The sequence below is a fragment of the Domibacillus mangrovi genome, assembly GCF_001906925.1.
Taxonomy (GTDB): domain Bacteria; phylum Bacillota; class Bacilli; order Bacillales; family Domibacillaceae; genus Domibacillus; species Domibacillus mangrovi.
Window position 1 is genome coordinate 1 of sequence record NZ_MRWQ01000025.1, and the last position, 22712, is coordinate 22712.

At 39.7% G+C, this 22712-nt stretch carries 23 protein-coding genes and 1 pseudogene; 13 read left to right on the forward strand and 11 right to left on the reverse strand.

Annotation, left to right across the window (positions count from 1 at the left end):
• The first annotated feature begins 204 nt into the window (after nucleotides 1-204).
• From BLL40_RS15830 to BLL40_RS15855, 6 genes are all read left to right on the forward strand, one after another.
• Entirely contained in the window at nucleotides 205-417 is a 213-nt protein-coding gene (locus tag BLL40_RS15830; RefSeq protein WP_073712827.1) for a DUF1659 domain-containing protein, read from the forward strand.
• Nucleotides 418-453: 36 nt separating this feature from the next.
• On the forward strand, nucleotides 454-666 hold the full coding sequence (locus BLL40_RS15835) for a DUF2922 domain-containing protein (protein WP_073712828.1): 213 nt from the start codon (nucleotides 454-456) through the stop codon (nucleotides 664-666).
• A gap of 60 nt (nucleotides 667-726) precedes the next feature.
• Complete coding sequence (locus BLL40_RS15840) at nucleotides 727-858, forward strand: YvrJ family protein (protein WP_073712857.1); 132 nt, start codon at nucleotides 727-729, stop codon at nucleotides 856-858.
• A gap of 56 nt (nucleotides 859-914) precedes the next feature.
• A complete protein-coding gene (locus BLL40_RS15845) occupies nucleotides 915-1604 on the forward strand; it encodes an N-acetylmuramoyl-L-alanine amidase (protein WP_073712829.1) in 690 nt (229 codons plus the stop codon).
• Between the two features lie 151 nt (nucleotides 1605-1755).
• A complete protein-coding gene (locus BLL40_RS15850) occupies nucleotides 1756-2331 on the forward strand; it encodes a site-specific integrase (protein WP_425429431.1) in 576 nt (191 codons plus the stop codon).
• Nucleotides 2332-3881: 1550 nt separating this feature from the next.
• On the forward strand, nucleotides 3882-5174 hold the full coding sequence (locus tag BLL40_RS15855) for a replication protein (RefSeq protein WP_073712831.1): 1293 nt from the start codon (nucleotides 3882-3884) through the stop codon (nucleotides 5172-5174).
• A gap of 312 nt (nucleotides 5175-5486) precedes the next feature.
• Here the strand turns inward: BLL40_RS15855 and BLL40_RS15860 are convergent, their stop codons facing one another.
• Entirely contained in the window at nucleotides 5487-5876 is a 390-nt protein-coding gene (locus BLL40_RS15860) for a hypothetical protein (protein WP_083566593.1), read from the reverse strand.
• A 308-nt stretch (nucleotides 5877-6184) separates the two neighbouring features.
• Between BLL40_RS15860 and BLL40_RS15865 the strand changes: the two genes are divergently transcribed.
• The 4 genes from BLL40_RS15865 to BLL40_RS17470 all read left to right on the forward strand — a co-directional run bounded on the left by BLL40_RS15865 (nucleotide 6185) and on the right by BLL40_RS17470 (nucleotide 7417).
• Nucleotides 6185-6559 carry a DUF2089 domain-containing protein gene (locus BLL40_RS15865; protein WP_073712832.1) on the forward strand — a complete coding sequence of 125 codons (375 nt, stop codon included), beginning with the start codon at nucleotides 6185-6187 and terminating at the stop codon, nucleotides 6557-6559.
• Nucleotides 6556-6945: an SHOCT-like domain-containing protein gene (locus tag BLL40_RS15870; RefSeq protein ID WP_073712833.1), complete on the forward strand. Its 390-nt coding sequence runs from the start codon at nucleotides 6556-6558 to the stop codon at nucleotides 6943-6945. The genes BLL40_RS15865 and BLL40_RS15870 overlap by 4 nt, the downstream gene beginning before the upstream one ends.
• A gap of 111 nt (nucleotides 6946-7056) precedes the next feature.
• Complete coding sequence (locus BLL40_RS17895) at nucleotides 7057-7218, forward strand: hypothetical protein (RefSeq protein WP_245797977.1); 162 nt, start codon at nucleotides 7057-7059, stop codon at nucleotides 7216-7218.
• Between the two features lie 52 nt (nucleotides 7219-7270).
• Nucleotides 7271-7417 (forward strand): hypothetical protein, encoded by a 147-nt coding sequence (locus BLL40_RS17470; protein WP_159434236.1) that lies wholly within the window; start codon nucleotides 7271-7273, stop codon nucleotides 7415-7417.
• Here BLL40_RS17470 and BLL40_RS15880 read toward each other — a convergent pair.
• Nucleotides 7414-8538 carry an S-layer homology domain-containing protein gene (locus tag BLL40_RS15880; protein ID WP_073712835.1) on the reverse strand — a complete coding sequence of 375 codons (1125 nt, stop codon included), beginning with the start codon at nucleotides 8536-8538 and terminating at the stop codon, nucleotides 7414-7416. The two genes, BLL40_RS17470 and BLL40_RS15880, sit on opposite strands and share 4 nt — an antisense overlap.
• A gap of 1103 nt (nucleotides 8539-9641) precedes the next feature.
• Here BLL40_RS15880 and BLL40_RS15885 point away from each other — a divergent pair.
• Nucleotides 9642-11483: an ATP-binding protein gene (locus tag BLL40_RS15885; RefSeq protein ID WP_245797978.1), complete on the forward strand. Its 1842-nt coding sequence runs from the start codon at nucleotides 9642-9644 to the stop codon at nucleotides 11481-11483.
• Between the two features lie 270 nt (nucleotides 11484-11753).
• Here BLL40_RS15885 and BLL40_RS15890 read toward each other — a convergent pair whose 3' ends face one another.
• From BLL40_RS15890 to BLL40_RS17595, 4 genes are all read right to left on the reverse strand, one after another.
• Nucleotides 11754-12365, reverse strand: coding sequence for a recombinase family protein (locus BLL40_RS15890; RefSeq protein WP_073712837.1), 612 nt, complete (start codon nucleotides 12363-12365; stop codon nucleotides 11754-11756).
• 358 nt (nucleotides 12366-12723) lie between these two features.
• A complete protein-coding gene (locus BLL40_RS17475; RefSeq protein WP_159434237.1) occupies nucleotides 12724-12870 on the reverse strand; it encodes a hypothetical protein in 147 nt (48 codons plus the stop codon).
• A gap of 93 nt (nucleotides 12871-12963) precedes the next feature.
• The gene (locus tag BLL40_RS15895; protein ID WP_143180141.1) at nucleotides 12964-13170 is read right to left on the reverse strand and encodes a hypothetical protein; all 207 of its coding nucleotides are present in this window, start codon (nucleotides 13168-13170) and stop codon (nucleotides 12964-12966) included.
• A 33-nt stretch (nucleotides 13171-13203) separates the two neighbouring features.
• On the reverse strand, nucleotides 13204-13377 hold the full coding sequence (locus tag BLL40_RS17595; RefSeq protein ID WP_173799938.1) for a hypothetical protein: 174 nt from the start codon (nucleotides 13375-13377) through the stop codon (nucleotides 13204-13206).
• Nucleotides 13378-13862: 485 nt separating this feature from the next.
• On the opposite strand from BLL40_RS17595, the pseudogene BLL40_RS17900 reads away from it, so the two are divergent.
• Both BLL40_RS17900 and BLL40_RS15900 read left to right on the forward strand, forming a co-directional pair.
• Nucleotides 13863-13997 (forward strand): annotated as a pseudogene (locus BLL40_RS17900) (IS6 family transposase); the annotation flags it as partial.
• A gap of 585 nt (nucleotides 13998-14582) precedes the next feature.
• A complete protein-coding gene (locus tag BLL40_RS15900; protein WP_281247280.1) occupies nucleotides 14583-17459 on the forward strand; it encodes a transporter substrate-binding protein in 2877 nt (958 codons plus the stop codon).
• A gap of 101 nt (nucleotides 17460-17560) precedes the next feature.
• Here BLL40_RS15900 and BLL40_RS15905 read toward each other — a convergent pair whose 3' ends face one another.
• Genes BLL40_RS15905 through BLL40_RS15925 form a run of 5 tightly spaced genes read right to left on the reverse strand, consistent with a single transcriptional unit; the run spans nucleotide 17561 to nucleotide 22635 of the window.
• Nucleotides 17561-18214, reverse strand: a complete 654-nt coding sequence (locus BLL40_RS15905) for an ABC transporter ATP-binding protein (protein WP_073712840.1) — start codon at nucleotides 18212-18214, stop codon at nucleotides 17561-17563.
• Nucleotides 18204-19127 carry an ABC transporter ATP-binding protein gene (locus BLL40_RS15910; protein WP_073712841.1) on the reverse strand — a complete coding sequence of 308 codons (924 nt, stop codon included), beginning with the start codon at nucleotides 19125-19127 and terminating at the stop codon, nucleotides 18204-18206. The genes BLL40_RS15905 and BLL40_RS15910 overlap by 11 nt, the downstream gene beginning before the upstream one ends.
• 19 nt (nucleotides 19128-19146) lie before the next feature.
• The gene (locus BLL40_RS15915) at nucleotides 19147-20016 is read right to left on the reverse strand and encodes an ABC transporter permease (RefSeq protein ID WP_073712842.1); all 870 of its coding nucleotides are present in this window, start codon (nucleotides 20014-20016) and stop codon (nucleotides 19147-19149) included.
• Nucleotides 20013-21023: an ABC transporter permease gene (locus BLL40_RS15920; protein ID WP_245797980.1), complete on the reverse strand. Its 1011-nt coding sequence runs from the start codon at nucleotides 21021-21023 to the stop codon at nucleotides 20013-20015. Before BLL40_RS15920 ends, BLL40_RS15915 begins: the two co-directional genes overlap by 4 nt.
• Nucleotides 21016-22635 carry an ABC transporter substrate-binding protein gene (locus BLL40_RS15925; protein ID WP_073712843.1) on the reverse strand — a complete coding sequence of 540 codons (1620 nt, stop codon included), beginning with the start codon at nucleotides 22633-22635 and terminating at the stop codon, nucleotides 21016-21018. The genes BLL40_RS15920 and BLL40_RS15925 overlap by 8 nt, the downstream gene beginning before the upstream one ends.
• Nucleotides 22636-22712: the final 77 nt, after the last annotated feature.

Consider the following 22712-nt stretch of genomic DNA (forward strand, 5'->3'; position numbering starts at 1 on the left):
TTCACACGCTTGAAGTGGGGGTATCCTTGCCGAATAAAGATGAAAAATTTCCGCACCGTAGTTTCATAGACACTCTTTTTGTGTTCATTTGGCCATTTAGATTGAAATAATGACAATAACGGTGCTGTTTTAGCGGGAAAACCGGTTTGAGCGAATAGAACACTGCGGTTATATTGATCTCATAAAAGAAAGGAGGGGACAGGGATGCAGGAAACATTGTTGAAAAAGAGCATGGTGCTGTTTTTTGATGAAGGAATCATTGACGGCAAGGATGTGATCAAGCGTTACACGTATGCGAACGTGGACATAAGTGGAAGCGCGCAAGGTTTGCACGACACGGCGTTGGCGCTCGCCAGCCTGTATAAAGGGACGCTTGCGGAAGTGCAGACGGTTGCGACGAACGCTGTTTCGAATTAATTACACAAACAAAAAAGATCGAAAGGAGGAATGATCATGGCGAAAGTATTGGAGCTGAATTTTCAAGCACAGGACGGGACGGCAAACGTATCGATCCGAAACCCGAAAGAACCGATTGATCCCGTTCAGGTAAAGGCTGCAATGGAACAAATTATTGCAGCGAATGTTCTCTATTCGACAAAAGGCGAACTGACTGGTGTTATTGGCGCACGTATTATCGATCGAAACACGCAAGAGATCGAACTTTAAAACAAAGGAGAGGGAAGGCGTGTGCCTTCCTTTTTCATTCAGGGAAAGGGGTGGAGCATTATGGATTGGCTGAATATGATCAGTGACGTTGGATTTCCGATCATGGTTACTTTTTACCTTTTATATCGGATTGAGACAAAGGTGGATCAGCTGATGCAGTCCATTAAGGACCTGGCTCTGTCAGTGAAGTAGAACGCAGCTGTCCGTGCGTTCTTTTTTAAATGATGGAATAATGAGGAGGGGATTTTATGGTGAAGATCGTGCTTGATGCCGGTCACGGTGGAAAAGATCCTGGCGCTCTGGCAAATGGATTGAAGGAAAAGGATATAACATTGGCACTGGTTTTGAAAGCAGGCGCTTATTTGACAGAGAACTATCAGTGCGACGTTATTTATACGAGGAAAGAAGATATGTACCTTTCCCCGTCTGAACGGGCGAGACGGGCAAATGAGGCGAAAGCAGATGTATTCTGCTCGTTTCACATTAACAGTGCTGAGAATCCGTCAGCGCGGGGGTTTGAAACGTTCCGTTATCCAAAAACAGCCGGGAAAACAGCGATGCTTCAAATGCTTGTTCATGAAAAAGTGATGAACGAAATGAAAAAGCATCATGTTTTGAACCGGGGAATGAAAGAAGAGAACTTTGCGGTCGTGCGTGAAACCGAAATGCCGGCGGTTTTGACTGAAACCTTATTTATCTCAAATAAAGAGGACGCCAGACTGCTAAAGTCAGAATCATTCTTGGATCAAGTTGCGTGTGCTCACGCAGTCGGCATTGCCCAGGCAGCTGGTGCCAAAGAGAGAACGGTGCCAGCAGAAACCAAAACCTTGTACCGCCTTTTGACCGGAACTTTTTCTGAACGGGAAGAAGCAGAGGAAAAAGCCGGCTTGTTAAGGAGAGCGTACGGCTGGATCGTCCATGTGAAAGAAGAAAAGTAGTTCTTTTTTTACGGCATGGAAATCTGACAAAAGCCTGTTATGTCAGATTTCCGCGCTGGCCGAAAAGCCAGTTGTTTCAAGAAGTAAAGGTACTTGATCTTCAAATAAAAAAAGGGGTGAAAATCTGACATAAAGATCCCTTTATACGGGAGTGATCCAGTTGGAAATTGTTCAGCCAATTAAAGATAAACAGAAGATTGAAGCGATGAAGAAAGTACTGCGCGCCTCCACGCTACGAAATGAACTTTTATTTGTCTTAGGGATCAATACAGGGCTGCGGATCAGTGATCTGTTATCGCTTCGTATAAAGGACGTGTGGACAAACAACAAGGTTGCCGTCCGGATTGAGCTGAAGGAAAAGAAAACCGGCAAAATGCGGCATGTCGCCTTAAATAACAAGACAAGGCAATTAATTAAACAGTACATAGAAAAAGAGAGAAAGAAATCTGAAGGGACAGAATCTTTATTTTTAAGCCAAAAAGGAGGCGCGATCAGCCGGCAGCACGCGTATGAGATTTTGAATCAAGCAGCGAAATGGGTCGGCGTGACGGACCGGATTGGCACGCACTCCCTCCGCAAAACTTTTGGCTACTTTGCTTATCAGCAAGGAGTCGATCTAGCGATGATTCAAAAACTCTTGAATCATTCCAGCCAAGCTGAAACGCTTCGCTACATCGGCATTACACAAGAACAGATGGATGACGTCGTGATGAAGCTAGAATTATAATTATGTCCTGGGTTATAATGAATAAACGAATAAATAAACGTTTCTTCGAATAAACCTTCCCTCTGAAGAACGAGCGCTGTTTGAAAGTGAGGCTCGGTTACTTGTTCCCCAATTATACATTATTCATACGCTATTTATATGTTATTGATACGTTTATTTATTATAAATAAACGTTTCTTCGAATAAACTTTTCTACTAAGGAGGGTTTATTCGAAGGTGAGCTGTGTTTTTGATAGGAGGCATTCTTTTTTCCATGTTGGCAGATTTCAGCATTGGTAATACTTTTACCAAGGATAAAAAAGCAAACAGGGAATCCTCTGTCAACAACCCGCCAGCCGGTTCTCCAAGATAAAAAGAGAATCGGCTTATTTATGTAAATGTTTCAGGCAAGCTGCTACACGTTTTGGTACGATCTCCTTCCATAGGAAGATAAGCAGCACTTTCAATTATCTAACGTAATGGATGAAACGAGTAAATGGGCGATGGCAGGCTCTGTCGAAATTTGAGGGACGAAAAGAGTAGACAAATGAAAGCGTTTTCAATTATAATAAAAACAGGTTGGATGGCATGCGTGGCTGTCACAGTACTTGGCGTAGGCGGGGCCGGTACGGGGAAGGGTTTTGGAAAAAATAATTACTAAAAACATACATATTAGGCAGTCTATAAAAACGAAGCAATCCGCTGTTCGAATGAACCGCGGATTGCTTTCTTTTTTGTAGGCTAAGCTATAAAGCTCCCGCGTTTGATTAGAATTAATTAGAGCATAAATGTAGAATACCAGTTTACTCAATTAACAATGTGCAAAATTCAAAAATAGAGAATAAAACTCAAATATAAAAGGTTTCTTCAAATAAACCAACTTAGGAAGAAACGTTTATTCGAAGAAAGGAAGGAAGTCGAATCTATCTTCTTTGCTAAAGACCTGCGCTTATGCTCCGGTACAAGCTCCGAAGCTAGACGCTAAAATCATGGAGAAACGATGAGGATCGGCTTATCCTGTCCATTGTACGGCTAAAAACCGTGACTTTTCCGATCTTAGTGATTTTCTTTACCTTGTATGGAATTGTTTTGCGGGGATCAGTTCCCTCCATCTCCTAACTTCCTCGCATTCCAAAACAAGGGTGATAATCATGCAAAGGGAAAAATAGTTTAAAAATTTGAAAAATTTAAAATAAAAAGAAGATTTTAGTCGAAATATAGGGTAATATAGGAATTAATTGGCGAAAATACACCCTCTTTTACTCTGTCGACGACTAGACTTATGACTCATCACTTTTTCTCGCAGTCAATACCGTGATTTTTGAAACAATAATAGGTTCACAGAAAAATGTTGGAAATGTTTTACGGGATTACGCTGTTTTGATCAGGCCCGTACAGCGCTTCAAAGACTATTTTACCGTAAAAAAAGAAAAACCCCTACATGAGTTTGGCGGCTCAGGGGTTTTTCGAACAAATACGAAGGATTCGCATCCCTCTGTATGGTAAAGCTGTGCTCCTATTTTACCATACATTGTAACTGATGTGAATGTCCTTTAACTACTGGGGGACTTATGGAAAATTTAAAATGGAACGAAACACCATCCGACCGCGCAAAAGGGCATGTTCTTTTCCATCATGAGAAAGCGGACGGGTGGATTACGCTTGCGAAGAAAGAAAAGTCAGGTGAGTGGCAACAATATCATTATCAAGCAGATCAGTTAGCTGTTGAGCTGTCAAAATGGCTCGGTGAAGACGTTTATTTTAGCCAAAATACATTTTATAAGCCGCAGCGCCGGATTGAAAACATTCGGCAGCTGCGTGCTCTATATGTGGATGTAGATTGTTATGTATTAAACTATGATCCAGAGTGGGTCGTTGGAAAAACAGACTTGGAAATTTTCAAAGATGCCCTGCCAGATCCTAATATTATTCTTTTTTCAGGCCGCGGTATTGTCTATGTCTGGCTGATCGAACCTGTTCCTTATCAAGCGCTGCCGCTGTGGCAGGCCGTACAGAATTATTTTTGCGAGCAGCTGAAGTATGTTGGGGCCGATCAGAAGTCGATCGATGCCACACGGGTTTTCCGGGTGGCAGGAAGCATTAATTCAAAAAGTGATAATGAGGTGGCCGTACAGTATCGGCATGCATATCGGTATGTGCTGCGTGATTTGCAAGGGGATTACTTGCCGGAGCTGGCCCCGTCAAAGCCGAAGAAGCCTGGACGAAAGTCAAAAATTATTCATTTACATAATGTGCGGAGCTTGCACTACGTAAGGTTGCTAGATTTAGTGCGGCTCATGGATCTTCGTGATGGTGATGTAACAGGTCAACGGGAACTGCTTTGCTTTTTATACCGGTACTGGAGCTGCTGCTTAACGGAAGATACGGCTGATTCTTTAGAGCAGATGCTGGAATTTAACAGTGAATTTAAAGAACCGCTGCCGGAGCGTGAAGTGATCCGTGCCACAAAAAGCGCAGAAAGGGCCTGGATCGCAAAGAGTGATGCGAAAGCAAATGAAGAATCGATTGAGAGAGGGTATCCGGGCGCCGGCTATAATTTGAAAAATACGACCATCATTAAATGGCTGGAGATTACGCCTGAAGAACAGGTGCATTTGCGAACGATTATTGATGGGAATGAGAAACGCAGACGGAAGCGTGAACGAGATAAACTCGCTTTTCGGGAAAAGCATGGTTCAGTCAGCCGTGAAGAGTATTTGGTAAAGCAGAAAGACAAAACAGAGGATAAGTTGTGGCTGCTGAAACAAGCGATGAAAAGGCACTCTAAAGCGAGCAATGTAAAGTTAGCAGAACTGTTGGGCGTCAGTGAAGGTTATATTCGAAAACTAAAGAAAAAACTATAATCATACTCGTACTGGTTCTCGCCCTTATATTAAGGGGGGATACCCCTGCTTGCTAGCGTTTATAAAAAGAATGATAGGAAAGGGCTTAAGGTTCTTTATCTAGGGGGGGACTATATAGCTCATTATGTGTTAAACATTGTGAATTTAGCAAATAATGCATAATTATAATATTAGATAAATTGATGACAAGGGGAGATGATCTATAAACCAGGATCATACTGTATGGGAATTCGGGGTATGAGGATTTAAAGGTTGTGGGTAACGTGGTTTTCGTTATCCATAACCTTTAAATCAGAAATTAAAGAAATAATCCTATGATAAGGCTATAAATAAACATAATATGAAAGTAAAGCCCGATAATGGTGTCATCATAAATCTTTCTTTCTTACCCCGAGAGATTAGATTTGCTATTGTATTAATACCGAGGAAAATGGTCATCATCCAGACTAATCTATTTGTAGATACAAAATCTAAATCAATGAAGGCATGAGTGTGTTGCAGAAAAACAAAGCCCATAAAGAAGAGAATCAACGCATTAGCAGCACTCGCAATCCATAATTTTTTAGGTAAAACCTTATAATATCCACCCATGGCAAATTCACCAAAAGGATAGCCTAGCGAAAGTAACACGTGAAAAACGGCAATGGACACAAACAAAATCGCCACAATGATTGATGATATGTAGATAAAATCAACCTCCATATAGAACCTCCTCATTTGAATGAATTCTTTCACCCACATTCTTAAAGAACCCTGCCCCATTACTTTAAGTACATTCTTTCATAATATCAATAGAGTAAAGCCTATGGGGACATATTCAGAGTACCTCGAAAGCAGAAAGCAGGCTTTATCTAGGTCGGAATGGATTTTAGAAGATTACCACTTATATTTAATGTTCAAATTAAATTATTTAATATTCAAGTAAATTTTTATAAAATATTTTAACTTTTTATTTAATTTTATTTTAAAAAACGTAATATAATATGGTTAATACAAGAAAGGAGCAAAACATGGCATATCCTTTACTCACAAATTGCCCAGTTTGCAGCGAATCATTAAAAATTACAAAGCTACAGTGCGGGCATTGTCAGACAACAATAGAAAATGAATTTGAAGCTTCAAAACTGTCAGCTTTAGGTCAGGAACAACTGCATTTTATTGAAACTTTCCTTAAATGCCGCGGTAATATAAGAGAAGTGGAGAAGGAATTAGGTATTTCCTATCCAACGGTCAGGGGTAAATTAGATGATATCATTTCCATCCTAGGATATAACGTACAAAAGAAACCGGGAGTCGACAAGAAAAAGATTGTTGGCTTGTTAGAAAAGGGAGACATTACAGCGGAAGAAGCAATCCGTTTATTAAAAGAGGGGGAAGCAGAATGAAGGACGAAATTTCAAGAGTATTAACGTTGGTGGAAGAAGGTAAGATTGATAAAGAAAAAGCGAGTGAATTAATTAATATCCTCCGAGAGGAAAACCAGCCAGAACGTTTTTCATTAAAGAAAGAAGTGCCTTATGCCAATAAAATATTAAAGATTCGTGTTACCTCTGAAGAAGGTGATAATGTAAATGTGAATTTACCAATTAATCTGGTAAAGGCTGTTTTGAAAGTAGGTACAAATATTGCGGAAAAAATCCCCGAGGCAGAAAAATATGTAAAAGATATTAATGTTGACCTGCTCATCGAAGCAATCGAAAACGAATTGGACGGACAGATTGTTGATATCACCGCGGCTAATGGTGATAAAGTTTTCGTAGTGATTGAGTAGATTATGTTAACTGTTAAGGTAAAAGTAAAGGATAAGCGATTCTCCATTCCTGTTCCTTATGCGGTTTTAAATATGGTTAGTTTGATGATGACTTCAAAGAGGGTTAACCACATGATTAATAAGGCAATTGAAAAGGATAGCAGTAAATTCCGTTTTCCGGCAATTGAAAGAAAAGATTTAAAACCATTGTTGCAAGGACTTTCTATGCACAAAGGCCTAGTGCTTGTGGAAACCAAATTAAAAGACGGTACCGAAATAAAAGTGAAGTTGTAAAGCATTTACGAATAAAGGAAACCCACATTTTCCAAAAATAGGAGGTGGATCAATGGAACGCATTTTTATTCCAGATGACGCTAACGAAATAAAAAATACCCCTTTAGATAACCATATCCAAAGGGGTAAAACGGTTCAACTTTTTTCAATTAATAATAAGCTCTTCGTACGTTTGAGTCGTCTTCAGCAGGCGGATTAAGATTCATTCGCCGCTGAAGAAATGTCTGCTCCCCAATCTTCTCCTAGCTCTTCATCTAAGACTAGGTTATAGATCTTCCATGTACCGTCTGCATCTTTCTTCAAGTATGCCATTCCGGAAGCGTCAACATTTACCGTGAAAGACATATCAGGTGATGTGAACGATACTTTATATTTCAGGTTGTCTATACGAACTTCAGCCAGCCGTTTTCTGATTGACACAATATCGAACGAATGGACACCAATTTGTTCCATTGAAACGGTGCCGTCTAATTCTTCAACGTCATCAACCAATGCAATGCTGTCCAACGAATAAGATAGGTGGTAACCCGTTGTCGTTTCGTTATACAGTGCTTCTAGTGACGGCACATTTTGTTCTTCCATCAACCGAAGTTCTTCTTGTATGTTGCGATCCACCACATCTGTGACAGCCGACATATCCTCTACCATGCCTACTTCCTGATGCAGTGCACGGTCAATGATCGCGATCGCTTGGCCGCGGGTAGCAAGATCACGTGGCTTGAACGTATCTCCGTATCCTTGAACAATACTGCTAGCTGCCAATTTGATCACTGCTTCATAAGCAAAGCTTGTAGCTGGAACGTCTTTGAACGTTTTAGCCGATGGTTGGAAAGCGATCGTGTGGCTGAACGCACGATAAATCATTGCAGCCATTTGGTCACGTGTAATGTTTTCATCTGGATGAAATTTTCCATCAGAATACCCTGAGATAATCCCCTGGCTGCTCGCAATGCGAATATAATCATAATGCCATTTTGCCGGTTTCACATCGGGAAACTCTTTTACCTGTGTTCCTACTTTAAGAGACAGGGCACTCACTAAAATTTTGGTGAACTGCGCACGCGTCACCTTCTCATCCGGGCGGACTGTTACGTATGAATACTCGTATAACTCTCCATCTTCCTCATACGATTCCGACTCGATATACCCATCAATGATATCCGTATAAACAAAACGTTCAATCGCATCATAAAACCGATGCTCCGGGCCCACATCCCCGATGTAGTACCGTTCAATGGGTTTCACAGCTGCCGAGACCGACGAAGCGGAGAACAAACCAAATGACAAAAATAAAGCTAGTAAAATCTGTAATACTTTCAAATTTCTAACCTCTTTTCCGTTGGGTTCCTATAAGTAAAAACATATTATAGCTTGCTAGAGGGAAATCAAATAGGGCATTTATGCTTACTTTTAATCAAATTTAAATGATTGTTAATATTTACATGACGATCTACCAAGTTATGTTGAAAGCGATCTAAATAATAAACTAGATTTTTAGAATGTGATGGTCTTTACTTTTCGTACATTTGACCAAAGAAGGAGAAGCTGCACAAATTTCCAATTTACGGATCAAATGAAAAGTATATCTAACTCTGTAAGGTCTTTTTGGTTGAAAGTTAATCCAGGAAGAATGAAAATCGCTACATTTATAGGGCTCTTTATCTTGAACTAACGGGGCATTTGTTTGTAGGAGGGTACAAAATTGTACAAGCTCCGATTCCTGTCACTAGTTCAAAGCGACAAAAGTTTGTTAACTCGATGCGAAGTAACAAAGTAAAACTGATAAAATTTCTATTAGTAAAGAGGAAGAGTGAAGGAAGAAAATATATATGACACATTGCCAGTGCGTTTATTAGTTTTTCATAGTACGACCTGCACCCACACATACTCTCCATATAGGATTATCACAAGTGAACACAATTGATTGGGATAGACAAACAGCGTAGCAATGCGGCTTCACGTACTCTCACACATAAGTCACAATGGGCTGATAAAGGACTATACATATGGCCCTGCACATACATACAGCGTCACAGCACGGTAGGAAGGACAAGCAAGGCAACTGCACTGAGAACAGCGAACGTGAAAGATGAATAAAAGGAGAATAACTGATGCTTTTTCAAAAGAAGCGAATAAGAATCACTATATGTATGGTCATTCTTTACTCATTAACATACTATGCATGGCTTCTTTATTTTTGGAATGATAAAGAATTAAGATATTTCGGAGGGAGCTTTTTTGCGTTGATTGCTCCTCTCATGTCGTTTCTCTTTATGTACGTGAACATTCAAAGATTTAGAAGAGATCAAAAGAAGTATTGGCTCCTATTAATGACGAGCTGTTTGAGTTTTCTTCTCGGTCAATTAATATGGACTTACGATCTCAGGACAGAAACGATTTATACCTTTCCAGGGTGGGCCGATTTGTTTTGGTTTATGAATGTATTGTTGTATTTATCTGCATTGCTTTATAAAGTATACACAGACAAACATAAATACCGCATATGGCAGTTATGGTTTGAAGCGTGCATCGTGATCACTGTATTGTTTACGATCGGCTGGGTGTACTTGTTTAAAGAAATTTTATTTGATACCCAGTTCTCTTTGTTCTATATAACCGTTTCTTTCAGCTTCTCCACTATTTATTTATGTACATTGATGGTGATTATTTTTGTTTATTTATCTTATCAAAATTTTTTTCCTTTCAAAGTATTTACACTACAATTAAGCGCCATGATGCTCTACATCATTGTTGATTCTATTTGGCTGTATCTATCTATATTTAATAGACTAGAACCATTTACACTAATAGAACCATTATGGAGTATCGCTTTATTAATCATCGGATTATCCAGCTTTTTTGAAAAAAGAGCAGCGAATACCTACAGAGAAAACACCATTAAAAAACAGAGCATTTTGAAAATGAGTCGACTGATTATCCCTTATATGAGTGTCATTGTTTTAATTGTCATCGCTTTCTTTCAAAAAAATGAATTACTGGCTATATTTATTGGCGTGATCGTCATATTAATCTTTATTATGATCAGACATGCCATTATTCTTCATGAAAATGAGACGATATTAAGAAACATTAAAAATATAAATGAAACACTGGAAGATAAAGTGAAGAAAAGAACGGCTCAATTATCTTTAAAGAATGAAGAACTGTCTTATTTAAATGGTCATTTGGAAGAAATTGTAGAAAACCGAACGCACCAATTAGAAAAAACAAAAAAGATGCTAACAGAAAGTGAACAACGGTATCGCTCTCTTTTTGAAAACCATCCAGATACGATTGTTTTATTTGATTTAAAGGGAGAAAGTTTGCAGGTAAACCGTGCTAAAACAAATCGTACATATGAGTGGGAAGAACGGACGCTGGCTCAATTGAACAAATCGTACCCAACCCACTATTTTGAAAAAGCGCTTCAAGGGGAGCCTCAAAGTTTTGAAACGACGATTGAAGTGGAGGATTACTCCCTCATTGACTATATGGTCACATTTGTTCCCGTGATGGCCGATGAAAAAGTGATGGGCGTTTTTGGGATTTACGAGGAAATCACGGAAAGAAAAAAAACAGAAGAACTCGTGCGAAAATCGGAGAAATTAGAAATTGTCAGCCACCTTGCTGCCAGCATGTCCCACGAAGTAAGAAATCCACTGACAACAACGAGAGGATTCATGCAGCTGTTATATGAAGATGTAGCGATGCAAAAGGGAAAACCCTATTTGGAGATCGCTCTACAAGAGATCGATCGAGCAACAGAAATTATCAATGATTATTTAATGTTTGCCAAACCGGCACCTGTAACGATCGAGAAAGTAGACGTGTTGAAGGAAATCCAGTCTACGATTCAAATTATGACTCCATTGGCGAATATGAATGCGGTTCAAATCAACTTATCTTTTAGCCAACGGGGAACCTACTTTATTATCGGAGAAAGAAAAAAACTGCAGCAATGTTTCATTAATATATTGAAGAATGGGATAGAAGCCATGCCAACTGGGGGAGAACTACAGGTGTCCCTTCTCTCTAATGACACTGACATCCAAATTGAGATACGGGATACGGGCATAGGAATGACATCCTCACAGTTAAATCGACTGGGAGAACCTTATTTTTCAACAAAGGGAGCAAAAAACGGAACGGGACTTGGGATGATGGTGGCCTTTAGCACAATAAAGGGGATGAACGGAGAGATCAGGGTGACAAGTAAAGTAGATAAAGGAACATGCGTTTTCATACAGATCCCACTCTATCAGTAACTATAAACTAAGGAAGATTAAGCATATCTGACATAGGATCTGCAAACTAGCCTAAATAACAGGCTTCAAGTATAAGTAAAGTGCAAAATTCTTGTTGGTCTCCGAACACATTGACAAGGATTTTGTTTTTTACTCTTGTTTCAAATATTGCTCCAGGGCTTCTTCGATCATCATGTAAATGTTTTTCTCCTTCACGAACGACTGCATGGAATCTGGATCTTTCGTTGGGCAACATTTTCTTTTTTGGCGAGTTTCTTCATATTCATATAATTACTTTTTAAACTCCTTTTCGTACTCCTTTACTAATTTATAAAACGTCGTCTTTTTCAAACCTACTTCTCCCATCGCTTGAACCGCTGTCATCTCCCCTGCTTTCCAACGATCATACACTTCTTTGAATTCTTCTGTCACGTTTGCTTTCGGTCGGCCAAATGCTACGCCATTTTTTAAAGCTACATCAATGCCTTCACGCTGCCTTTTCCGAATCCGTTCTCGTTCTTCTTCCGCCATCCAAGAAAGAATCTGCAAAACCAAATCAGCGATAAATGTGCCAAGGCTATCCTTAAACTGCGTTGTATCGAGCAATGGCATATCGATCACGACAATATGAGCTTGAATAACCTTCGTAATCTCATTCCATTCCTGTAAAATCTCATTTTTATTCCTTCCGAAACGATCCAGAGAATGAATGTACAACACATCGCCTTTTCTTAACATTCTCTTCAGCAACTGATACTGCTCCCGGTTGAAGTCTTTTCCACTTTGCTTATCGAGAAAAATGTCTCGTTCATCCATCCCTTTTTCTCTCAAGGCTTCCAGTTGTCTTCCTTCATTTTGATCCTTGCTGCTCACGCGTATGTAGCCAAACTTTCGGACTTCCATTTTTATCTACCTCATACGATTCTTTTTTCTTTCATTCTACCAAAAACGTTCGTAAAAGTGTATAAATATAACGAACGTTCGTTAATTATTTTCATGTGTTTACGAACATAAAGGTGAGCAGATTAGACAAAGAAAGAACCTGTTCGCAAAAGTGTACTTTTACGAACAGGTTCAGAAGAAAAAATATGACTTTAAAACAGCAAGCTTTTAACATAGGATCAACAGCTGAACAAAACCTTAGCGGAAAGGCTCACACCGTTTTATATCGGATAAATCCCTACTTATATAAAGTATGTGGTACGAGTTCGCTCATCACAAAAAAAGGAGATGCCATTTTAAAAGCACTTCCTTTTCTTCCTTAATCTCCATCATTCTCTACATAGTTTAAAATATTTTCTACCCACATAGGAGCATCTGGATCTTTACTTAAAAGAATACCGCTCTCCATTTCGGCCATAATAGCCGCGTTAAGTTTGGTATTGTCGACGATATATAATGTATCCACTATAGACAGGCACTCAATCAAGTGGTTAAATGAACGTTCTTTTCTCCTTACAACATCCTCCGTCGGGATATGATGCCCGCCGTTTTTGACCCGTTACGCAATTCTACTAATATTAATGTCGATGTCTTCTACTCCAACATAGTACATGATGACATTAAATCCTGCCTGTTTCGCTTTTGAGATTTGTTTGATCGGCAGGTTGCCGGACAGCGTTGTTTCAATTGAAAAATCTTTTTGTGTTTGAATATGTTCTTGTACTAACCGAATGGACTCTTTTCCCGCTTCCATTGTTTCCAGCAAATACAATCATCGTGGGGTTTATATGTTCCCCAGTCATTTTCGTCCCTCTTTGCGAACGATCACTCTTCCATCCGGATACTCGTTCACAATGCGTCCTTCCCGGTCTTTATAGACGATATAGGAGCCAAATGTCTTCGCGTCAATTCTTGTACGCTCGCCAGTCATACTGACCAGCTTATTTAATAATTCCCGTTCTAACTTAGCCATGCCCCTTCACCTCGTTTTAATCATCTGTTTATTCTTAATATACTCGATAAAAATCTTATATAACGGTTGTTGTTTTTTGTTACTGGGAGCAAGATGTTTTCGTTTCACACTTTTTATTATGTATATTTAAAATAAAGTTTGGTCATTGGGATTTCCAATAAAGCTCTTTTTTCTTTGCAATTATCAAACTTTATTTTAAATGCACACCCCTAGCATGGCGATATGGACAAGTGAAGGCAAAAGGATTATCGTAGCCGAGCACTTCAGAGGGAGGGAATCTTGCGAACCCTTGATATAACCACACTCCTGTTTAATTACATGTAGCCTAACAGGAGTAAAAAAGATTGCTAATAGTCAGCTAACTGGTGCCGTTTTAAGGTGTAAGCATAGTAAATATCACATGAAAAAAATCCCAGGAAATTGCAAGTCATCTCTAACTCATGGACATACTGATAATAAACTACTCTAAAAAAGGACGTGATCCGTATGAAACAGCCACTTATATATTGAGTGGCATTGAAGGGATACATACGATAAAAAAGGGGCAAGTTTAGCAAAGGGTGAAGTCTGCCCAAAATGAAGTTGAATTCATACATAAGTTGTTTAGCATAACATCATAATTGACAAGTTAGTAGGTAATAAAGATTTTATTTTTCATCAAATTATTTTTGCACCAGAACCACGTTAACTGTTAAAAATTAGGACTGATTTCACTATTATCGCAATATTCAATTATGTTATATTAAAAGGAATGTATTTATCTACCTAATATTTAATCTAAATTCCTTACAAGAGCTAATACGGTGCATATCAAGCTAAATAAAGCATGGTTGTTCAGATTAGCCAATCAAATTATCCTATTCAGTATCTTTATTATAGAATTAGTTTACTTAGGTGCTAACTCCTTTATCGTTTTACGTAGACGAAAACATGAAGAAAAGTTAGAGTCACGGCCGAACCAATAAATAAAAAATCACGAGAATTGTAATCATTGTCATACTAATGATGGAAATAATTATACCCTTATTTGATTTATCCATTAACATGTTTTAATTTGGCATAAATGAAACCATTAAATATGCAGCCAAATTAAGATACATAAAGGGGAAAGTATAGTTATAGAAATCATTCTTTACCATTGCAATGATACTTGTTTCTTTTTTAAGGAGGGCTAAAAACTGAAAAATCACGAGCTAAAAGTCGGGATTCTATTTTCATTGACTGGTACGACCAGTATTACTGAACAAGGACTGCATCAAGCTAGTTTATTAGCTATTCGTCATATTAATGAAAATGGCGGGATTAATGGAAAAACCCTAGTTCCAATCGTTGAAGATGTTGCTTCGGATCCTTATATAGCTGCCCGAAAAGCAGAAAAGCTTATTATTTCAGATCAAGTAACAGCTATTGTTGGTCTCTACACCTCCGGTTGCAGGAAAACAGTAATCCCTGTCTTAGAAAAGCATAATGCTCTGCTGTTTTATCCTACTTTTTACGAAGGTTCAGAACAGCATCCAAATGTTATTTATTGCGGTTCGTTGCCCAACCAGCAACTGCTTGATTTTATTCCATGGCTCATTCAAAATGTCGGAAAATCCTTTTATTTAATTGGGTCCGATTATATTTATCCTTTGGAAACGAACCGTCACATACGCCAGTTGATTCAATCCAACGGCGGTACCGTTTATGGAGAAAAGTATGTAGCATTAGGACACCAGAACTTTGCTAAGACTCTCAATGAAATTCAAGGAATGAACCCGGATGTTATTTTTTCAACATTAGTCGGCGACAGTGGGCTCAGTTTTTATCAACAGCATGAGAAATACGGATTACATCAGCCAATTGCCAGTACCATTGTAGCTGAAGCTGAAGTGGCAGCTCTGCATCCCTATAGAGCCTTAGGTCATTATTCTTGTTTTCCCTATTTCAGTTCTATCGACAGTGTTAGCAATAGAAAGTTTATAAGTGAATACAAACGAGCATACGGCACTGATATTATTAGTGCCACCACGGAAAGCGCTTACAACAGTGTCTTATTATTGGCCGAGGCATTAAAGAAAACAGAGACGATTTCTACTGACTCTATTCGCAGCGCCTTGACTGGAGTTTCACTTGATACTCCGCAAGGAAACGTCATGTTCGATAGTTCGACTCAGCATTTGTGGCTAAATTCTAGAATTGGAAAAGTTAATAAATACGGTCAGTTTACTATTGTATGGGAATCTGGAAATCCTATTATACCCATTCCTTTTCTAGCGCATAATCTATCAGACTCAACTTTGGATTTCAAGCCTATTGATGACACCAGCCATTTAAATTCCAAAATTATGAAATATGATCCTCTTCTGTCAAAATTGAAAAAATCTCTCGCAACCATACCTGTTCCGTTTGGCTATTTTGATGAGGATGGTGTGTTGCTAGAGATCTTCAATTCATCTCTGATTCCTGCTCACTTTCATGAATTGAAGCCGGGTGACAATATTTACAGTGCCTCTTTAAATGAAAGCGGGGTCGGTCTTGCGCTAAGGAAATACTCATCTTCTTATGAAGTTACTAGAGTTCTGAAAGCAAATAATTCTCCATATGGAATAACGATAGCAGGTTTCCCTGTTGTCGGTAACTCCGGCGTGCGGAGAGGTGTATTAGGAGTATGGATATCTAACAAGACTCCGGAATTTACCGAGCTTATGCTCACAAGTATAAGAAGCATTGTCCATATGTGTGCCAATATGGCAGATATTGAAGAGGAACAACATACACTATCCGATGTGCTGCATGGAGTATCTTCTCAACTTACAAAGAGCTTGTTTGCCGTAAAAGAAGGGAGGGTTCTATTTCAAAATCAAACAGCCGATGAACTATTCAAACGTAAACGAGATTTCGTCAATTCCGTTTTGCTGGAGCTTTCTTCCGAACAAGAAGAAGAAAGTGCAGAAAACATTGTTCGTACTCTGAAGCGAGAGGATTCAGAAGACAGCTATGAAGTTAAGGTGATCCATAAAAATTCTATACACTTCATATATTTCAAACCACTCCCCCGCCCGATGTATCGTTTTTCTTTGAAAGAGAGACAGAGCTTAACGACTAATGATTTAATTGGCTTGAATGAATTGTTTTTGCAAACTATTGAATTTGCCCGATCCGCTGCCAAAACAAAAGCGAACGTTCTTTTATTAGGAGAAAGCGGGACGGGGAAAGAGATGTTCGCCCGTGCTATTCATAATGAGAGCAAGCGAAAGGATAAACCCTTTGTGGCGATAAATTGTGCTTCTATTTCTAAAGAACTAATCAATGCAGAATTGTTTGGTTATGAAGATGGAGCATTCACAGGAGCCAAAAAAGGGGGGAATCCCGGCAAATTCGAAATTGCAAATGGAGGAACACTTTTTCTTGATGAGATCGGAGATATGCCTATTGATCTTCAAACAACATTATTGAGGGTATTGCAGGAAAAGGAAGTCGTACGAGTCGGCGGCTATAAACCTATCCCAGTAGACGTACGTATCATTGCCGCAACGAACAAAAATCTGTTTCAAGAAATAGCTTACAATGGCTCTTTTCGAAGTGACTTGTATTATCGCTTAAATGTTTTTACAATCGAACTGATACCGCTTCGCCAAAGGACCGAAGATATTATCGAATTGAGCCACTATTATTTGCAGGAACTTAGTGCTGAATTAGGGCAGCCGAGGAAATATCTTTCAGAAGAAGCAGCCGAGCTGTTAAGAACATATAACTGGCCCGGAAATATTAGAGAACTGAACAATGTCATAGAAAGAGCCTTTTATTTGTCAGAGGAATCTCCTCGCATTACAATAGCCCACTTACCTCAATTTATGATTCATTCTTCCAATGCATTGGAAGCAGACACACAGGATCTATTAGTTGATTCCCTTCCTGATATGCTCATCATTGAAAAGAGTAAACAAAAAAACGATGAGCACAAACGGCAAGTTTACATTCAAACTTTAATGAACTATAAAGGAAATATTTCAAAAGCGGCCAAACAATTAGGCATGTCCCGCACAACCCTATACCGCAAACTTGAAGAGCATAACATTCAAGCCAAACAATTTAAATAAGGCAGGTTCTAGTATTCAAATGAATAAAGTCAGCCGATTGATAAAATCAGCTGACTTTAATTCACTTTACTCCACTCGTTTGTTTAGTCTGCTTTCTTAACCTAAGCAAATTGTTCATATGCCTTTGTAAACCCAGTTTCATAGAAATTTAACTTTTTAGGATCCCACTGAACTACTCTGTTGCAAAGCCGCTGAATCAAATGCCATTCATGGCTTATAATGAGCATACCCAACTCCCTCTTTTGAGCGATCTTCAAGACAGCATGCATAATTTGAGCTTGAGTAATTGCATCTAGCATGGTAGTCATCTCATCTGCAATGAGAAAGCGAGTGTTGGGTCCAAGTGATCGGGCTATACAAAAACGCTGCAGCTCACCGCCAGATAATTCATGAGGCCATCGATGAAGCCATTCCTTTTCTATTCCAAGAGAAGAAAGCAATTTATCATCTGGGTGCCATCCTTCGTTTAAGATGTCCTCCATCTTCCACCGAGGATTCACAGCCTTCTCCGGATGTTGAAAGACTAGTTGAACCGAAGATGAGTGGGAGACAGACTGTAACGAATCCTGAATGATTATATTTCCCTCATTTGGAATCTCGTAGCCTGCTAATATACGCCCAAGAGTGCTTTTCCCACAACCGCTTGGACCTATAAGACCAACGATTTCTCCAGGTTTGATTACCAGATCAACTCCTTGAAACACCCAAGGGCCCTTAGGGTAACGAAAACCTATATTACGTGTCTCAAGTTGCATGTATACACCTCACCATTCCGCCTCGTATTTCTTGTATTTTAGGTTGTTTAAGGCTGCACTCTCTTGTCGCAGTTTCACAACGAGGTTCAAACAAACAGCCAGATGGTAGAGTATTAGGCAGAGGTTGACTCCCGGGTATTGGTACAAATTCATTTTGTGGCAATGCTCTCCATAAAGCTTTAGTGTAAGGATGCCGTAACTTTTCTCCCCTGCCGAAGAAATCTTTTACAGGAGCCACTTCAACGGTCGTTCCTGCATAAAAAATAGCAATTTTGTCTGCAATTTGAAGGGCCGATCCCAAATCATGAGTGATCATCATTACAGCACAGCCATGATCTGCTAACTCTCGGAAATTGCTGAGTGCTTCTTTGATCACGATTGAATCAAGACCAGGAGTTGGTTCATCTGCTATGATCAGCTTTGCGCCGCTAACCATAGCCATAGAAACAAGTGTCCTTCTAGCCATTCCTCCCGATAGTTGAAAAGGATATTTTTTATCCAAATCGGGATCTAGATGATAACGTTCAAAGATCTTCTTTTGGACCTCAACAGGGTTATCGTTATGTACAGATGTTCGTACTTGTGCACCCACACTCATCAAGGGATCTAGGTAATTAACCGACTGTGGAACTAATGCAATTTCCCGTCCTCGCAAGGAGGCTTGGCGTACGGGCGTAAGTTCGTCCCCTGAATAATTTATGGTGCCACTTACTCTTGCGTTGCTTGGCAAAATCCCTAAAATAGCATGGGCGAGTAAGCTTTTCCCTGAACCACTAGAACCGACTACAGCAAGGATTTCTCCTTCATGCATCGTAATATCAAGACTTGTAATGGCTTGCACTTTTTTTTGTCTCAATCCTTTCGTATATTGTACGAAAGATACAGACAGATCCTGCACTTCAAGAATAGGCATTTCACATTCAACCTCCTTTTTAATGATGAGAATGATGCGGTTCAATGAGCATGCGTAAGTTTTCTCCGATAGAGTCAAAAGTTCGCACAACTATTAATAAGGAAACGCCAGGGAAAAACGCTAGCCACCACATACCTGACGATAAATACCGCATGGATTCAGAAAGAATAATACCAATAGCTGGCTGGTGAGGTGATAAGCCCATGCCAATAAAAGTGACAGCTGCCTCATGCAAAATTGCATGAGGGAATAGTAATAATAAACCGACAAGTAATTGAGGAATAAAATGCGGCAGTATATGCTTCCTCGCAATCCACCAGCGGGACTTTCCTAGACGACGAGAAATCTGTATATACTCAGCCGAACGAAGCTGCATAACTTCTGCACGGATGACACGGGCTAGACTGGGCCAATGAGTAAAAGCGATTCCAACAATGATCCCCTTTATTCCTCCACCCATCGCAAATGAAATAAGGATAAGGATAACGAGGTGCGGAACGCTTAAAAAAAGGTCAATCAACCAGCTAATTATACGATCGACTGCTTCTCCCATCGTGGCAGCTGACAAGCCAAGTACAAGAGCAATCAGTGCACTACAACCAGCGGCTATCATGCCAACCCCTACACTCAAAGCAAGGCCTTTTAAAGTGCGGGTAAACATATCTCGACCAAGCCAATCCGTGCCAAACAGATGTTCAAGTGAAGGAGCAGCGTTTCTCCATTCCAAATTGGTGGCCAGCCTGTCATTGCTTATTAATAATGCTCCCGATAAGACACTAAATAGCAAGGCAACAGCTAGTAAGATAACGAGTAACGTCCGCTGCCTTCGATTCAATCTTGGAAGAAGTCCAAATTGCTGACTTTTACTTGTTTCATGAACGTTATTCATACGGACTTTGCTCCCTTCATACGTGGATCAATCACACGATAGATTAAATCTGCTATTAGATTTCCGGCGAAAACAAATAAGGCGCTAAAAAGGACTAAACCTAGCAGAAGGGGAACATCCCCACGCAATCCTGCCTCTACTGTAGCTTCACCTAAACCTGGATAGGAAAATACTTGTTCCGCAAGTATAGCCCCACCAAAAAGCTCACTAAAAGATGCAAACTGCAGCGTAACAGCTGGCAAAGCTATATTACGCAAGCCATGTCTCCAAAATAGAATAAAGCCCCTTTCACCCCTTGCTTTAGCAAACAATACATAATCACTTGCTAGTACATCAATGAGTTTTTGTCTAGTGTGCAGGGCAATATTTGCTACACCAATAATGCTTAACGTTAGGGCAGGTAAAATGAGATGTAGGACACGGTCTCCAATTGTAACATCTTCTGCAATTACTCCAACCGGTACCCCCATCCCAACAGGAAACCAACCTAACCAAACCGCAAATATCATAAGCAAGAGGAGTCCCATCCAAAACGTTGGAGTAGACGCCAGTGTATAACAGTACCATTTGATGAACTGGTCCACCCATGTATCCTTTTTCATAGCCGCCACAACCCCCATTGCAAAGCCAAATATTCCTGATAGTACCCAGGCTGTAGACATGAGAGCAAGTGAACTAAAGAATCGTTCGTGGATGATATCAGCTACCGGTTGACGAAAAATCATAGATGTTCCTAAATCACCTCCGGCGACGGCAGAGCCCCAATGAAAAAACTGCTCAATTGCGGGTTTATCCAACCCCCAATACTCAGCAATATTCTCTCGTTGTTCAGGACTCACCCGCATCATATCAGCACCTACATATGCCTGGATAGGGTCAATAGGGGAACTCTTTACAAGAATGAAAGAAACGAGGCATATCGCAAAAAGAAGTGAGACCATCCTTATCCCTTTCATGACCAAAAACGTTAGTAATGATTTGCTAAATTCCCCTTTTAATCTATTCATTCCATCGCCACTCTACGATATTATCTGTAACCGGCCATCCATGACCATGAGGATGGATTCTTTGTTTTCCGATACTAAGATGATCATTTACTAAATATAAATGATCAATATTTACGAGCCATGCCCAAGCAGCATCTCCTTTTGCACTTAAACCGGTTGTTCCATCCCATTGCGCTTTTTTCCAATTTTCAGTTGCCTCTTCTTCATTCGTCGCTGCTAATGCTTTTTTCATATACTCATCAACTATAGAGTTATGATAAAAACCTGCATTGTAATTGTCTATTCCAGCACTTTTACTGCTATAAACATTATACATCTCCAACGGATCGTGACTTCCCCATCCAAAAAGCACAGCATTAGAATGCTGTAAAGAATTGATGTTTCCCCAACTTTCCCCTTTAACAAGGATGTTAATGCCAAGGGGTTTCAACATATCTGCTGTTGATATTGCAAGAGATTGACGCGTGACATCGTCTGCTGGATAAAGAAGAGTAAATTCGGCTTTCATAGATCCTTTATCTAGAATTCCATCTCCATTCTTATCTACCCAGCCGGCGTTCTTAAGAATTTTTTTTGCCTTCTCCATATCAGCATCTTGGATCACAGCTTCCGGGTTCCACCAAGGAAGGCCGTCAACTATCGTATAGGCAGGTGTTCCATACCCGTCTAAAACACCATCAACTAGTGCTTCACGATCTATAGCTACATTAATTCCTTTCCGAATAGCCGGATCGGCTGTAACATCATTCCCAATTAGAAATCCATCTTCTGTTTTTTCTCCAGACTTTACAAATGGAAACATTATACCTCGATTATCAATTGTTTTAACAGACTCCAGCCGCATGCCTGGCACCTCTTGATTGCTGAACGAGGCCGGGATATAGGCCACATCAACCTTTCCAGCCTTAGCTGCGGCAAAGGCTGCATCCTCATTTAAGAATAGAAAAGTTATTTTTTGAAATACAGGCTTTGTATCGTAGTATTCTGGATTGGCTTGAACAATAAGCTGTTGCCCTTTATCCCATTGTATAAGTTGATATGGACCTGAGCCGATTGGCTTTTCAGCGTATTCCTTACTATGGGCATGTTTAGGCACAATGCCAGTGGTCACGAGCAAATTGACAAAAGTCGATTGTGCTTGTGCTAAAGTAAACTTTACTTTATAGTCATCTACCATTTCCATTTTTTTCATAACCTGCAGATCAAGGACTGAACCGCTTGCTGAGGCTTCTTCAAAAGTATATTGCACATCAGCGGCCGTTAATGGTTGCCCATCGGAAAATTTCACACCTTTGCGAAGCTCTACTGTCCATGTAAGTCCATCTTTGCTCACTTCATATCCCATTGCAAGATCGTTCACAATTTTAAGATCGTTATCACGTTTTAGTAATGTGCTCTGAAAAAGAGGAGATCCATATCGTCCCCAGCCAGTAGTCGGATCAAAACCCGTTTCAGGCTCAGAACCTACAGCTAAAACTAATTCATCTTTGTTGGATACATTTTGTTCCGCTTCATTATTATTGCTTAAGCTTCTTGACTCTGAACAACCAGCTAAAACCATCGTAAAAATAAAGCCTATTAACATTACAATGAAATAAAATTTTTTACCCATACTGATCCACCCTTACAGATTTATAGGTTCATTGAAAACAATAAAGTGATTAATTACTGCAAAAGTAAGCTTTTAGA